15 protein-coding genes are annotated in these 14,862 nt (G+C 63.8%); 5 read left to right on the forward strand and 10 right to left on the reverse strand.

What is annotated here, in order from left to right; translation table 11 throughout:
* Window positions 1–13 precede the first annotated feature (13 nt).
* The 10 genes from A3CW_RS0116085 to A3CW_RS0116130 form a co-directional block, all read right to left on the reverse strand.
* On the reverse strand, window positions 14–889 hold the full coding sequence (locus A3CW_RS0116085; RefSeq protein WP_028204494.1) for a branched-chain amino acid ABC transporter permease: 876 nt from the start codon (window positions 887–889) through the stop codon (window positions 14–16).
* A gap of 118 nt (window positions 890–1,007) precedes the next feature.
* Window positions 1,008–2,273: an ABC transporter substrate-binding protein gene (locus A3CW_RS0116090; RefSeq protein WP_028204495.1), complete on the reverse strand. Its 1,266-nt coding sequence runs from the start codon at window positions 2,271–2,273 to the stop codon at window positions 1,008–1,010.
* A 244-nt stretch (window positions 2,274–2,517) separates the two neighbouring features.
* Window positions 2,518–2,964, reverse strand: a complete 447-nt coding sequence (locus A3CW_RS0116095) for a lipocalin-like domain-containing protein (RefSeq protein ID WP_035513072.1) — start codon at window positions 2,962–2,964, stop codon at window positions 2,518–2,520.
* A 56-nt stretch (window positions 2,965–3,020) separates the two neighbouring features.
* Window positions 3,021–3,275, reverse strand: coding sequence for a hypothetical protein (locus A3CW_RS0116100; RefSeq protein ID WP_028204497.1), 255 nt, complete (start codon window positions 3,273–3,275; stop codon window positions 3,021–3,023).
* Between the two features lie 35 nt (window positions 3,276–3,310).
* A complete protein-coding gene (locus A3CW_RS0116105) occupies window positions 3,311–3,709 on the reverse strand; it encodes a VOC family protein (RefSeq protein ID WP_028204498.1) in 399 nt (132 codons plus the stop codon).
* Between the two features lie 67 nt (window positions 3,710–3,776).
* Complete coding sequence (locus A3CW_RS46455; protein ID WP_051481492.1) at window positions 3,777–5,342, reverse strand: methyl-accepting chemotaxis protein; 1,566 nt, start codon at window positions 5,340–5,342, stop codon at window positions 3,777–3,779.
* 240 nt (window positions 5,343–5,582) lie between these two features.
* Window positions 5,583–6,023 (reverse strand): CBS domain-containing protein, encoded by a 441-nt coding sequence (locus tag A3CW_RS0116115; protein ID WP_028204499.1) that lies wholly within the window; start codon window positions 6,021–6,023, stop codon window positions 5,583–5,585.
* Window positions 6,024–6,193: 170 nt separating this feature from the next.
* Window positions 6,194–7,216 carry a DUF2891 domain-containing protein gene (locus A3CW_RS0116120; RefSeq protein ID WP_028204500.1) on the reverse strand — a complete coding sequence of 341 codons (1,023 nt, stop codon included), beginning with the start codon at window positions 7,214–7,216 and terminating at the stop codon, window positions 6,194–6,196.
* A gap of 10 nt (window positions 7,217–7,226) precedes the next feature.
* Window positions 7,227–8,177, reverse strand: a complete 951-nt coding sequence (locus tag A3CW_RS0116125) for a DUF979 domain-containing protein (protein ID WP_028204501.1) — start codon at window positions 8,175–8,177, stop codon at window positions 7,227–7,229.
* A complete protein-coding gene (locus A3CW_RS0116130; protein WP_028204502.1) occupies window positions 8,174–8,884 on the reverse strand; it encodes a DUF969 domain-containing protein in 711 nt (236 codons plus the stop codon). The genes A3CW_RS0116125 and A3CW_RS0116130 overlap by 4 nt, the downstream gene beginning before the upstream one ends.
* A gap of 435 nt (window positions 8,885–9,319) precedes the next feature.
* On the opposite strand from A3CW_RS0116130, the gene A3CW_RS53055 reads away from it, so the two are divergent.
* The 5 genes from A3CW_RS53055 (at window position 9,320) to tcuB (ending at window position 14,818) form a co-directional block, all read left to right on the forward strand.
* The gene (locus tag A3CW_RS53055) at window positions 9,320–9,481 is read left to right on the forward strand and encodes a hypothetical protein (protein WP_161782937.1); all 162 of its coding nucleotides are present in this window, start codon (window positions 9,320–9,322) and stop codon (window positions 9,479–9,481) included.
* A 407-nt stretch (window positions 9,482–9,888) separates the two neighbouring features.
* Window positions 9,889–10,746 (forward strand): PA4780 family RIO1-like protein kinase, encoded by an 858-nt coding sequence (locus A3CW_RS0116140; protein WP_028204503.1) that lies wholly within the window; start codon window positions 9,889–9,891, stop codon window positions 10,744–10,746.
* 444 nt (window positions 10,747–11,190) lie between these two features.
* Window positions 11,191–12,144, forward strand: coding sequence for a LysR family transcriptional regulator (locus tag A3CW_RS0116150; protein WP_028204505.1), 954 nt, complete (start codon window positions 11,191–11,193; stop codon window positions 12,142–12,144).
* Window positions 12,145–12,207: 63 nt separating this feature from the next.
* On the forward strand, window positions 12,208–13,617 hold the full coding sequence (gene tcuA / locus A3CW_RS0116155; RefSeq protein ID WP_028204506.1) for an FAD-dependent tricarballylate dehydrogenase TcuA: 1,410 nt from the start codon (window positions 12,208–12,210) through the stop codon (window positions 13,615–13,617).
* Window positions 13,604–14,818, forward strand: coding sequence for a tricarballylate utilization 4Fe-4S protein TcuB (gene tcuB, locus A3CW_RS0116160; protein WP_028204507.1), 1,215 nt, complete (start codon window positions 13,604–13,606; stop codon window positions 14,816–14,818). The genes tcuA and tcuB overlap by 14 nt, the downstream gene beginning before the upstream one ends.
* Window positions 14,819–14,862 lie beyond the last annotated feature (44 nt).

Here is a 14,862-nt window from a genome sequence, read left to right on the forward strand (position 1 = left end):
TCCCTTCGCTCGGTTAGCGACGGCCCAGGAAGCCCTGGGGCCGCACATACACGACGAGCACCAGCAGCAGCAGCGCGGGCAGCGGCCGCAGCGTCGGCGCAACGAGATACGCGGTGACGGTCTCCAGATAGCCGACCACATACGCGGCCATCAACGACCCGGAAACACTGCCGAGTCCGCCCAGCACGACGATGGAGAACGCGCTCGCCGTGAGCTGTCCGGCATTGTTCGTACTCACGCCGAGGAACGACGCCAGCAGCACGCCCGCAATGCCCGCCAGCACGCCGTAGATGGTCCACGCGAGCAGATAGATGCGCGAGAGTTCGAAGCCGAGCAGCGTGAGGCCGCGCGGATTCATCGAGGCCGCGAGCAGCGCCTTGCCCGCGCGCGTGCGATTCACGAAGAGCCACAGGAGGCCGATCACTGCCCAGCAAACCACGGCGATCATGATCTCGTTGAACGGCACGCGCACGCTGCCGATCATCGCCACGCCGCTGATGAGCGGGCGCATCGTCACGGGGTTGTCGGTGAAGAGCCAGGCCATGCCCTGCTGGATCATGATGCCCCACAGCAAGGTGCCGGTGAGCACGAAGATTTCCTTCTCTTCGGCCGGAATCGCGGCGGAACGCTGGATAGGCCGCACCACCATCAGATAGGTGACATAAGCCGTGACGAGACCGGCGACCACGCCAAGCAGCGTGCCGAGGTAGGTGCCGAGGCCCGCTTCGCCCGCGAGCATCCAGCCCATCAGCGCCGCGACGAGCATCACGCCGCCGTGCGCGAGATTCAATATGCCGGAGACGCCGAAAATCAGCGTGAAGCCGATGGCGCCGAGCGCGTAGAGCGAGCTGATGGCAAAGCCGTCGATGAGGATCTGCAGGAGCAGCATGTCCGGCCTTTCATGTGGGTTGGTCTGTCGCAACATGCGCCGTGCGGCCCATCGTCAAACGAAGGGCCGCACGGCGCGACGCACTACGACCAGGGCCTGTTATTAGTGTGAACAGGCGCTAGTTCGCGCTAGCCTGCTGGAGCTTGATGAAGGTCGGGAACTTGACCTTGCCGTTCGCAACGGACTTGGGCCAGATCGCGATCTGCTTGCCGTCCTGCCACTGCAGGTTGATGCCGGTGATGTAGCCCGGGCCGTACTTCAGCGCGTGTGTGAACTGGTCGTCCTTGCCGTAGAACTGCCAGCGCCCGATCGTGCCTACGTAATCCGTCTTCTCGAGCGCGGCGACCATCTGGTCCGGATCGGTCGAGCCCTTGTTGCGCCTGATCGCATCCGCGAGGATGTACACGAGGTCATAGGTCGAGAAGCCGCAATACGCAGGCGATACGCCGAATTTCTTCTGGTACGCATCCGCGAAGGGCACCGTCTTCGGCGTGATCGCCACGCCCGGCGCCGCAGCAGAAGCCGTGATCACGCCCTCCGTCGCGCCGTTCGTGTCCTTCCAGAAGCTCGTGGTCGTGGCCTGCGAGCTTTGTCCCGACATCGGGATCGGCACCTGCTGATCGTGCCATTGCACCGTCGGCTGCACGCCCACGTGGCTGATGCCCGTGGTAATCGTATCGGGGTGCTTCGCCTCGATCTGGTTGAAAATTGGTGTGAAGTCCGAAGTATCCGGATTGAAGCGGATATGATCCAGCACCTTGAGACCGGCCTTGGGCAGGCATTCCATGAAGCGCTCGTCGAGCGGCTTGGTCCATGCCGCGTCCTCGCTCATCACGACCGTCGACTTCATCTTGAACTGGCCGACGAGAACATCATGCGAAAAATCGCAGATCGACTGCGCGATGAACGCCGACGTCATCCAGCCATGGAACGTGTACTTGTAGTGGTCGTAGTCGTCGTGAACGTGCTTCGAAATATCGTTGCTCGCGGCGCCCGGCGTAATAAAGGGCATTTTCAGCCGTGCCGACCAGGGTTCCATGGCGAGCGCCACTTCGCTGATATAGCTGCCGATCACGGCGACCACCTTGTCCTGGGTCGCGGCGCGCTGGAACGCGCGCACGCCGTCCGAGGCCGACGAGTGGTCGTCGTACGCGATGATCTGGATGGGCCGGCCATCCACGCCGCCGCTCGCGTTGATTTCGTCCGCGGCGAGCTGCGCCGCCTTGCTGATCGAGGCGCCCGCCACCGCGGACTCCTCGCTGATCACGCCGATCTTGATCGGGTCCCCCGCGGCATGCGCGCTGGCCGCGAGGCCCAGCCCTGCTGCCACCATACCCGTCGCCGCTACGCGATGAAGGTTTCGCCACACGCCGTTACTGGACATCATGCATCTCCGATTCGCCAGGATCGTTGAGGAACATCTGCCCGCTACATTGCTGCTTTGAAGAATGTGCCCACAACAGTATCACCAGCCCTTGCGCGCTCAATCGGGACAAACGATGACAGGTAACATACGGATAACCTGCGGATTTCATGGTGCAAAGCGGCAAGAAAATGCGCTTCCCCGCGCGCCTGCGGACGCTACGCGCAGCACCTCGCACACGTTCGCGATCGCTGAACGGTGCCGCCTATTCGACCTTCACCCACACCAGTTCGGAAATGCATTCCTTACCCGTCACCGGGTTGCGGGCGGGCAGCGTCGTGATGTGCAGGTATTTGCCGTCGATTCTGAAACGGCGCAACTGAATCGTCCCCGTCCATGATTCGTTCCACGATGCGTCGACGTGGTGGCTCACGAGGTCGCCCTCGACGCTCCACGTGCCCGCATATGCGCACGAGCCATTGAAAAGCGCGATGCGCTCGGCGTCGGTTGGCACGAGATCGGCTGGTGCGGTGCGGTTCTCCTCGAGCAGAATCGCATACATCCGCTTGTCGGCGCCGTAGTTGAGGTAGCCGCAAGGGTGGGCGCCAAACAAATCGGTCTTTGCTCCGCCGGCCAGATCTTCGGTGGTGAACGAATGCAGCTTCCATGTGCCAAGCAGCGCAGCGCTGCCGGTTTGCTTTGCTCGTGCCATGGCTTTCCCCTTCAGGACAACTTAACCAGCACGCTACGCCCCTGGAGACGAGACGCTCATTCGCGCTCCTTGCCCCAGCGCCAGCGTGGAGGCTCGCCCTTGAGCCAGCAGACCGCCGAAAGCGCGAGCGTGGCGAGTATCACGAGCCCAGCAAACACGTACGGATGCCCGTGCGGTTCAAAGAAAACGGCGACCAGACAAATCGACAGGACATACACGGCCAGCACCAGCCAACCCTGCCAGGTGAGCGGAAGTCCCCAGCCCCAGCCATAACGTTTGGCTCGAAACCAGTATTTGCCAGTGCCTGTCATTTCCCCCTCTCTCGCGCCTGACGTGATGCGCAACTTCAGGCCGATGCCGTATGGCACACGGCCTCGACCCGGTTGCCGGCCGGATCGATGAGAAAGGCCGCGTAATAGTCGGCGTGATAGTGCGGCCGCAAGCCTGGATCGCCATCGGAGCGGCCGCCCGCCGCGACACCGGCAGCATGGAACGCATCGACCTGCGAGCGTGTAGCGGCCTTGAAGCACCAGTGCCGCTTGTTCGGCTCGATGGCGCTGGCATCCAGATAGATGGAAAGATACGACGACTGCGTTTCGGCTGCGTCGCAACGCTCGCCGTAGCCGAGCGCGTTGGGGCGGTCATAGACCTTGAGTGCACCCAACGTATTCATGATCGCATCGTAGAAGGGGCGCGCTGCGTCGAGATCGGGAACGCCGATCGAAACGTGATCGAGAAGCTGCATGGTGCTGGAAGTCCGCAGTCGTGAGTGCACGACTATAACCGGCGAATCACACCACGCAGCGTTTGCGTTACCCCGCGCGACCGGTGCGGAACACCGATACCGCGGCGTTCAGCCGATGCGCTTCGTTTTCGAGCGACGATGCCGCGGCCGTTGCCTGCTCAACGAGTGCCGCGTTTTGCTGGGTCACGAGGTCCATCTGTCCAACGGCGACGTTGACCTGATCGATGCCCGTGCTCTGCTCCGCAGCCGCCGATGCAATCTCGTTCATGATCGCACTGACGCGCGCGATCGCTTCGACGATTTCGCTCATCGTCGAGCCCGAGCGCTCGACGAGGCCCGCGCCGGTCTCCACGCGCGAGGTCGACGACTCGATCAGTTCCTTGATCTCCTTGGCTGCCGCGGCGCTACGCTGCGCAAGCGAGCGCACTTCGCTTGCCACCACCGCGAAGCCGCGCCCTTCCTCGCCCGCACGCGCCGCTTCCACAGCCGCGTTGAGCGCAAGAATGTTGGTCTGGAACGCAATGGCCTCGATCACGCCGACGATCTCGCCCACGCGCCGCGAGTCGCCCACGATGTCCTGCATCGTGCCGACCACTTCGCGCGAGAGCGCGCCGCCCTGCGCGGCGAGACCGGAAGCGCCCTGGGCGAGTGTGCTGGCCTCGCGTGCGTTTTCGGCGGTCTGCTTGACGGTGGAGGTCAGCTCTTCGATGCTCGCCGCCGTTTCCTCGAGCGAGGCAGCCTGCTCCTCGGTGCGCTGCGAAAGGTCCGTATTGCCCGCGGCGATCTCGCTCACGCCCTTGTCGATCGACAGCGCGCCTTCGCGCACGCTGCTGACCGTCTTGATGAGTGCATCCTGCATTTGCCGCAGCGCGGCCTGCAGGCGGCCCATTTCGTTGTTGCTCGTCGTCTGCACCGTGCCGCTCAGGTCGCCGGCGGCGATGCGCTGGAACTGCGCGATGGCCGCGTCCACGGGATGCACGATCGCGCGCATGAGCGCCGAGCGGCCAATCCACGCGAACAGCAGTGAGAGCAGCATGCCCACGCCCACCGCGATGCTCACCGCATTGAAGCGGTCCTGCGCTTCCTGGTAGCGCTGCGCGCCAAGGTCGATCTGGCGCTTCTCGAGCACGAGCATCGCCTTTTCGTAGCTGCTGTAGAGCGACGGCAGCTTGTGGCCCTGCAGTTCCTGGAACGCGGTCTTGTCGCCGGCCTTGAGCGCCGCCAGCGCCGGCTCGACGCCATCGTGCAGGAAGCTGTTGCGCTTCGCCTGCATGTCGGCGATGAGATCCTGCGCCTCGCCTTCTCCGCTCGCAATCGACAGATAGTGGTCCAGACGCTCGTTCGAGTTCTTCAGGTACTGGTCGTAGCGCTTGAGCACCGCGTCCGCGGCATCGTGGTCGCCGAGATCGGAAAGCGATGCGTTGGTGGCGAGCGCGAGGCGCAGACGCAGCAACTGGCCGGCGCTGCCTTCGAGGTCGGCGACGGCTGGCGTATTGACGGTGTACATGGTGCGCAGGGACTCGTTGCCCGCTCGCATCGACAGGAGTCCTGTGGCGGCGCCGACGATCAGGACGATGCCGAAGAAGGCGATCATCAGGGTCAGGCTTGCGCGTATCGACAGCTTGTGAAGCATTCCTGGTCTCTCTTACGTGGGGCGCGCGGCTCTGGAGGCCGCGCGTGTCCCAGTCGTTTTTTATCGAATGTTCCGGTGCGCTTACCCAGTGCAGCCCAGGCGTCCAGGCTGTTTAAGCGTCCAGTACATAACAACGGCAGGAGAGGTTGCGAACTTTATGGTTCGCAGCAAAGAAGTACGACCGTTAGCAACACTTCGTCATACAGACCAATATGTGGGATGTGTGCGAGTCAATCCGCATCAAGCGCTGGCTTGCGCTGCACCCGCCTCGCCCTCGTCCATCGGCACGAGATAGCGCAGCACGTCGCGCCAGCTCACGATGCCCACGGGGCGAAAGTCGGCATCCACGATGGGGATGCACGAAATCTTGTTGGAGAGAAAGAGGGCCACGGCGTCCGAGAGGCTCGACTCGGGCCGCAGCGTGAGCGGCTTGCGGCTCATGATCTGGTGCACGCGCTTGTTGAGCGTGCCGAGGTCGCGCGCGGATTCGACCACGCTGTCGATGAACGGGCTGATTGCGCGCAGCAGGTCGCGATCGGAGACGACGCCTTGCAGCTTGCCCTCTTCGACCACGAGCAGATGGTGAAAGCTCGCTTCCGCGAAGATCTCGCGCACGGTCGCGAGCGTGTCGTCGAAACCGACGGTGACGACACGGCTCGTCATGAATTTCTCTACTTGCATACCTTCCAGACCTGAATGGGTTCGACGTCCCGAGCCGGCCGATGCGCAGCAGATTCCGGCGGCGGCTCGGGGCTTCAGCCCGTAATATCGACCGCGTGCGCGTAAATCTTCAGTCTGGAAAGCGGCGTGGAGCACGCGCACCGGCGCGCCCCACCTGTTTCATGCTGTTGTCATGCTTCGAGCGCGAGTGTCGCAAAGGTGGCGAGCCAGTGCTCGCCCATATAGTCCCCGGCCACGTGATCGAGCGCGTTGGCCAGATGCAATTGCGCGGCATCGTTGAGGACGGCCACGCGGGCGTCGCCCTCGGGCAGTGCGCGCGCAAGTGAGCGCTGACACCACGCGCGGCTCAGGTTGAGCCCGTCGAGGTGGGCGATCTTGCCGTCGCTGCGGTCGGTGACGGTGGCCGGCGTAAAGAGCGTGACCGGCTCATGCACCGCGAGGTTGGGCAAAAAGCGCGTGAACCACGGCTCGAAATCCTGCGCGCGCAGGACGCGGCTCATCAGCAAGGCCACGCTCAGCGCGGGCGAGAGGAATTCGTCGCCGCCCGGCTCCCACGCCTGGCAGCCCGCGTCGTTCGCGTGCCAGCGCGTGGCGGTGTCTTCGATCAGCGTCGCCAGCGCCGAACGCGACGTGGCTTTCGCGAAGTCGTACGCGAGCGTGAGCGCGAACGCCGTATTGAAGTGAGTGCCCACACGCAACGGATAGGTCGCCTTCGGCAGGAATTCCTCGAAGCGCTCGACGAACCAGTCGGTGAGCGGCGCCAGCGCCGCCTGCCAGCGCGCGGCCTGCGGCAGCTTCATCGACGCAACCAGCGTCTCGACCTGCGCCGCGAGCGCGAGCAGCCACGCCCAGCCATAAGGGCGCTCGAAACCGCGGTTGTGCGCGAGCGTGAGGTAGGCCATCTCGCCGGCCATCTTCTCCGGCGTGAAGTGCTCGTCGACCACGGCGACGATCTGTGGCCCCTCGGGCAGGTCGGGAAAGCGCTCCAGCAGATGCAGCACGAGCCAGTAGCCGTGCACGCACGAATGCCAGTCGTAGCTGCCATAAAAGACCGGGTGCAGCGCGCGCGGGCCCTGCACGTCCTGCGGGCCGTCGAGGGAGTGAGTCAGCTTGTTCGGGTACTCGCGCGTGAGGTGGGCGAGCGCGAGCGAGGCGAACTTCGAGGCATGGGCGGCAGTGAGGTGTGTGGTCATCGTGAGCTCGTCAGAACCGGAAAACGAAGGCGTACATCAGCAGCGTGTTGACGACGAGCAGCAGCACGGCGGTCGGCCATTGCGCCTTGATCACGCCGTTCTTGTCGCTCAATTCGAGCAGCGCCGCGGGGACGATGTTGAAGTTCGCGGCCATCGGCGTCATGAGCGTGCCGCAGAAGCCCGACAGCATGCCGATCGCGCCGAGAATCGCCGGGTTGCCGTGGAACTGATGCACGATCAACGGCAGGCCGATGCCGGCGGTCATCACCGGAAAGGCGGCGAACGCGTTGCCCATGATCATCGTAAAGAGGGCCATGCCGAAAGTGTAGGCGGCCACGACCGCGAACGCCGAATTTTGGGGAATCCAGCTCGTGACGAGTTCGGACACCACGTGGCCTACACCCGCCGCGGCGAACAGCGCGCCGAGCGCCGCGAGCATCTGCGGCAGGATGGCGGCCCAGCCCACGGCATCCATGGTGTGCCGCGCGCCCTTGAGCGCTTGCACGGGCGAATCGCGCAACATGACGAGCGCCGCGCCGAACGCAACGAGCGTGGCGATCACGAGCGAGATGAGCGTGACGTTCTTCGCTTCGACGAAGGGCGCGTACTTGAGCGTGAGCGTGCCGACGAGCGTCACCACCGGGATCAGCAGCGCCGGCATGAAGAGCCGGCTGCCGAAGCGCCGCACCCCTTGCTCGCGGCGCGCTTCGGCTTTGGCGTTGTCGTTGCCCGCGGGGCTGCGGCCCAGCTTGCCCGAGCCTGCGATCAAGGCGAGCGCAATGGCGAGGCAGCCCATCACGAAATGCGGCAGCACGCCGCCGAACAGGAACGTTACGGCGTAGACGCCCCAGAACACGAAGTTGATGAGGCGGCGCGGGTTCGCGCGGTCGAGCAGGTTGAAGAGGGCGAACGACGCGAACATCAGGCCCGCGACGACATAGAGCGATTCGAGCTTGATCACGATGCGGCTCCCTGACGGCTTGCGGCGCGCTGTGCGATGGCCGCGCCCACGCGGCGTGAAAGATCGTGATCGAGCAGCTTCAGGCGCACGCAGTGGATGAGGAGCGCCGCGACCGCGGTGGGAATCGCCCAGACCGAGACCTGCAGCGGCTGCACGATGATGCCGTTCTGCTCGAGGAAGCCCTTGATGAGCAGGATCGACTGGATCGCGATGAAGATGTCTTCGCCGAAGAACACGGCGATGTTGTCGACGGCCGAGGCGTTGGCGCGGATCTGCTGGCGCACGGTGTCGGGCACCTCGCCGAAGCGCTTCGTGGCGGCGGCCTCGGCCATGGGCGCGATCAGCGGACGGACCATCTGCGCGTGGCCGCCCAGCGACGTGAGGCCGAGCGCGGCCGTGATCTGGCGGATCACGAAGTAGAGCATCAGCACGCGGCCGGTAGTGGCGGCGTGCACGCGCGAAATGAGGTGCCTGGCCTGCTCGCGCAGGCCGTTGCGCTCGAGCAGCGCGATCACGGGCAGCGTGAGCCAGATGAGGCCCATGTAGCGGTTGTCGGCGAACGCCTTGCCGAAGGCGCTGACGATCTCGACCGTGTGCAGCCCGCCCGCAAGCCCCGTTGCGATGCCCGCCGCGGTCACGACGAGCAGCGCGTTCAGGCGCAATGCGAAGCCGATCACCACGATCGGCACCCCTATCAAAACCAGCATCTCTCCTCCGCCTTATGTCTTTCCGCCGATCTCGTGGACACGGCCGCGCGGGCGCGCGCTTCCCCGTTGCGCCCGATTCAGCACGGGAATCTATCACGACGATTTATCGATAAATAGTCGATAAAGTCTTTTTAAGGGAAGTCCCTGGGCGATGCGCATCGCATGAAGGCGAATCGATGCCGCCGCGCCGCGGCGCGGCGCGGGTCGGGGGTTGGCGGGCTTGACAGTTAGTTGCGTCTGAGCCGGGAAAAGCACGAAATCGGGACCACGCTCAACCGAAACCGTGCACCCACTGCAAGTCGATCCCGGGTGGTCTCCAGCTGCACGCCTCCATCGAATCTCAACCGGAACTCAACGAAGGCTTGAAACGTTCGCTGCACCAGCCCCGAAGCGAATCGCGGCGGTACCGCAAGCACGACGAATCCCTTCCCGGCTTTGGCAATCCTGCTCATCGCGACCAGGCTGCACCGCATCACTCAGCGCGCACGCGTGCGCGCCGCAACCCGCGCTGGCAATGGGGCCTTGATCGCCGATATGAACAGGCAAATCGAGCACAACATCGCACTGATCCTGTCCAGCGAATCCGAGCGCGCATAGTCCCCGAGTACAAGACCAGCGAGCCCGAGCGGCATACATGCCGACTCGGTTCATCTGACCTCGCTGTGCGATTCCCGCTCGTGAGTACGACGGATGAGCGCGTCCTGATCCAAATCGAGGATGCGGCCCGGGACTGAGCGCGGACTTCGCGCCGCATGCGTTCGATCCGTTCACGCGAGCGGAAGACTCCCGCTCGCGCGTGTCAGGCGAGACCGGGCTGGGCCTGTCGGCCGTCCTCCGCCACCCTTATAATTCGGCATGACTCCATCCATCTCCCACGCAGCAAGCTTACGGCCGCCAGCACCGGCTGCTCGATTCATCGGTTTGTTGGTTGCGCGTACCTCTGCAGGCCACTCACCATCCATGCGCGTGGAATGCATGTTCCACGACCTGCGGCCGACGATCGTATGAAAATACCCAAACGACTTGCACCGCTTCTCGAAGAAGGACTTATCGACGAAGTCATCGGCCAGTTGATGAGCGGCAAGGAGGCAACAGTTTACGTCGTGCGCAGCGGCGAATTCACGCGTTGCGCTAAGGTCTACAAGGACGCGAAGCAGCGCAGTTTTCGGCAAGCCGCATCGTATCGGGACGGTCGCAAGGTCAAGAACAGCCGGCAGGCGCGGGCGATGGAAAAAGGTACGCGCTACGGCCGTCAGATGCAGGAAGCGTCATGGCAGAACGCTGAAGTCGACGCGCTGTTCCGGCTCGCCGACGCAGGTGTGCGCGTGCCGCAACCCTATATTTGTACCGACGGTGTGTTGCTGATGGAGCTGGTGATTGACGAGGTGGGTAACGTCGCACCACGGCTCAACGACGTCGATCTGACCGAAGCCCGCGCCCTCGAACTGCACGCGCTGCTGCTGAACCAGGTTGTCCGCATGCTCTGCGCAGGGGTGATTCACGGCGATCTGTCGGAATACAACGTCCTGCTGGCAGCGGATGGGCCAGTGGTCATTGATCTGCCACAGGCCGTCGACGCAGCCGGCAACAACGAAGCCGCATCGATGCTCAAGCGAGACGTCGACAACCTGGCCGCGTACTTCGGACGGTTTGCACCGCAAATACTCACCGCGAGTTATGGCACGGAGATCTGGGCGCTCTTCGAAGCAGGGCGGCTGCATGTCGACGCCGAACTGACCGGTCGCATCGAAGTCGACACTCGACCTGTAGACCTCGATGGCGTGCTGCAGGAACTCGAAGAGACACGTCTTGAGGAAGACGCGCGAGTGCGGCGACAGCAGGAACTGGGCGCAGGCCGGTAACCGTGCTCGATGTCCCCCGAAGATCGCCCGAAAGTGAAGGTTTTCGAGGATGTCGCCGCTCGGCCAGGAACGGTCGTTCAACCGAGCCGTTGGAAGGTCATTCGAGAGTCCGTTTTCACACCGGTCGCGGACGCTACAGGGGACGCTTTGTGGCGCCTATGCCGCGGATACATCTTTTGGCAAGGCTACGAGGGGTTAGCTTCAGGTATGGCGGTCTTGGAAACGCATAGTCTGCAATTCGAATACTTGAGCTAAGTTGGATGCTCAACCTAGCTCGTGTTGGCTACGTTCCATGCAATCTCGCCATGTGTTTGTGGGACCTGTTGCTTGAGATGAGCGACTGCTTCAAAGACGCACGCGCTGTAAAAATCCGACCTCGAAGCGGAGGATCGTCCGACGACGTTCTGTCAAAATACCCGCCTAATCCTTCTGACCGATCGCGGAATGGAACTCAGACAACTACGCTATTTTCTCAGCGTCGTGGAACACGGTAGCATGGGCAAGGCAGCGCTGGAACTCGGCGTGGTGACCTCGGCATTGAGTCAGCAGATCAGCCGTCTCGAAGGCGAACTGTCCACGCGTCTGCTGCAACGCACCTCGGGCGGCGTCGTTCCGACCGACGCAGGTTTGGCGTTCTGGCGTCAGGCGCAACTCGCGCTGCGTCATATCGACGATGCCGCGCTCGCTGCACGCTCAGCCCGTCTGTCGGGCCATGTCAGCGTCGGCATGGCGCCGAGCACGGCGAGCGTGCTAGGTGTCGCATTCATGCAGGCCATGCGCTCGCGCTATCCCGATGTGCGGCTGCACATGGTCGAAAGTCTCTCCGGCTATCTGGCGTCCATGCTGAGCGCGCGTCAGATCGATCTCGCCGTGCTGTTCAGTGAGGAGTCCGCGCAACGCTGGAGCGTGATGCCGCTGCTGGACGAGCGGCTGTTCCTGATCGGCGCGGGCGATCTCGACGGCATGCCGACGAGCGCATCCATCCGGCTGAAAAATCTCGGCAGGCTTCCGCTCATTCTTCCCAGCGGCACGCACGGGCTGCGTTCGCTGCTGTTATCAGCGTTCAGGCGGGCCGAATACGAGCCGAACATCGTCGCCGAAGTCGACGGCCTTGCGCTCCTGATGGACTTCGTCCGCACCGGCATCGGCGCGACCATACAGCCTGGCGCGGCGCTCGCAAGGCCCGAGAACGTGATACTGACGAGCGTGCCCGTCGCGGAGAAATACGCCACGCGGCCCAACATGCTCGCCAGCATCTCCGACGACGAACTGTCTCCCGCCGGTCTCGCTGCGCGCGTGGTGCTCGCCGATGTCGCCCGTCAACTGGTGCAGGAAGGCCGCTGGCCCGGTGCGCGGCTGCGGGAGCCTCGGCCTTCACAAAAAGTGAAGACCCCTTGACGGCTGGCTGGTAGCGACGCGGGCACGAGACCTTTACGATTTGTCCAAAAGGAGACAAGTCTGATGGTCGATGTGCTCGTAATCGGAGGAGGCAATGCCGCGCTGTGCGCCGCATTGATGGCGCGCGAAGCGGGCGCCTCGGTCCTGCTTCTCGAATCCGCGCCGCGCGAATGGCGCGGCGGCAACTCGCAACACACGCGCAATCTGCGCTGCATGCACGATGCGCCGCAAGACGTGCTCGTCGATGCCTATCCGGAAGAGGAATTCTGGCAGGATCTGTTGAAAGTCACCGGCGGCATCACGAATGAGCATCTCGCGCGGCTGACGATCCGCGCGTCGTCGTCGTGCCGGCCGTGGATGCAGAAGCACGGCGTGCGCTTCCAGCCGCCGCTGTCCGGCGCGCTGCACGTGGCACGCACCAACGCGTTCTTCATGGGTGGCGGCAAGGCGCTCGTCAACGCGTATTACCGCAGCGCCGAAGCGCTCGGCGTCGATATCCGCTATGAAACGCCCGTCGATTCGCTTGAACTCGACGGCAGTCTCTTCATCGCGGCGCTCAGCGGCAGCCAGCGCTTCGAGGCGCGCGCCTGCGTGCTGGCGGCAGGCGGCTTTGAATCAAATCGCGAATGGCTGCGCGAAGCGTGGGGGCAAAACGAGCGCGGCGAATGGCCCGCCGACAACTTCCTGATTCGCGGCACGCGCTTCAACAAGGGCGTGCTCATCAAGCATATGACCGACGCCGGTGCGGACATGATCGGCGACCCGTCGCAGTCGCACTGCGTCGCCATCGATGCACGCGCGCCGCTGTATGACGGCGGCATCTGCACGCGCATCGACTGCGTGTCGCTGGGCGTCGTGGTGAATCGTGACGCCGAGCGCTTCTACGACGAAGGCGAGGATTTCTGGCCGAAGCGCTATGCAATCTGGGGACGGCTCGTTGCGCATCAGCCGGGGCAGATCGGCTATTCGATCATCGACTCGAAAGCAATCGGCCGCTTCATGCCGCCGGTGTTTCCGGGCGAAAAGGCCGACACGCTGCCGGAACTCGCGCGCAAGCTCGGGCTGCCGGAAGCGCGCTTCATGGAAACGCTCACGCGCTATAACGATTCATGCCGCGACGGCACCTTCGACCACACCACGCTCGACGACTGCCACACCGAAGGTCTCGCGCCGCCCAAGACGCACTGGGCGCGCCGCATCGAGACGCCGCCGTTTTACGGTTATGCGTTGCGGCCAGGCATCACGTTCACGTATCTCGGACTAAAGACCAATGACCGCGCGCAGGTCCACTTCGGCGGCAAAGCCAGTGAGAACCTGTTCGTGGCCGGCGAAATGATGGCCGGCAACGTGCTCGGTAAGGGCTATACAGCGGGCGTCGGCATGTCGATCGGCACGGCCTTCGGGCGCATTGCCGGGACGCAGGCCGCACGCGCCGCACTCAAAACAACGGAGGCAACCAGTGCAGCAGTCTGACGCGCTCGCGCCCGAACGCACGCGCACGGCGTTATCGGTCGACACGAAAAAAACTTCACACGGCAGCACGGCGCGCGTGATCCCCATTGTGCCGATGAGCGCCGGCGAAACCGAAGTGGCACGGCAGATGCAGATCTGCAACGCCTGCCGCTACTGCGAAGGCTTCTGCGCCGTGTTCCCGGCCATGACGCGCCGCCTGGAATTCGGCAAGTCGGACGTCAACTATCTGGCGAATCTCTGCCACAACTGCGGCGCGTGCTATCACGCGTGCCAATACGCGCCGCCGCACGAATTCGGCGTGAACGTGCCGAAAGCGATGGCCGAAGTCCGGCTCGAAACCTACACCGAATACGCGTTTCCCGCGTCGTTCGGCGCGCTGTACAAGCGAAACGGCCTGACTTTGTCGGTTGCACTGGCGGCCGGACTCGCGCTGTTTCTGCTGCTCGGTACGGCATTGCACGGCGGCTTGTCGGGCGATGTCGCGCCAGCGAACTTCTACGCGGTCTTCCCGCACAACCTGCTCGCGGCGATGTTTGGCATCGTTTTCCTGTTCGCCATTCTCGCGCTCGGCGTGGGCGTCACGCACTTCTGGCGCGACGTGTCGGCAGGAACGGCGAGCGCGAGCGCGCCAGCCATCGCGGAAGCGGCCAAGAACGCGCTGACGCTCAAGTACCTGGACGGCGGCCACGGCGACGGCTGCAACGAAGAGAACGATGCCTTCACGCTGGCGCGGCGCCGTTTCCATCACCTGACGTTCTACGGCTTCATGCTGTGCTTTGCGGCAACCGCAGTTGCGACGCTCTATCACTATGCATTCGGTCTGGAAGCGCCGTATCGGTTTCTGAGCGTGCCGGTGCTGCTGGGAACCGCGGGCGGCATCGGACTGATTGCGGGGCCGGCGGGACTGCTGTGGCTGAACCTGAAACGCGTTCCGGAGCGGGGCGATTCCCGTCAGCGTCCGATGGACCGCGGCTTCATTGCGCTCCTGCTTCTGACGAGCGCATCCGGTCTCGCACTGCTCGCGCTCCGCACGACCTCGGCGATGCCGTCGCTGCTCGCGATTCATCTCGGCATCGTGATGGCGCTGTTCGCCACGCTGCCTTACGGCAAGTTCGCGCACGGCATCTTCCGCTCGGCGGCGTTGCTCAAATCGTCGATAGAGAAGCGGCAACGCAACACACTGAGCCTCAGTTCGGATTAGCAGTCACTAGGGCGCCTTGGGCGCCCATCACCATAGATAAGAAG

The sequence above is a fragment of the Paraburkholderia nodosa DSM 21604 genome, from assembly GCF_000519185.1.
Lineage (GTDB): Bacteria > Pseudomonadota > Gammaproteobacteria > Burkholderiales > Burkholderiaceae > Paraburkholderia > Paraburkholderia nodosa.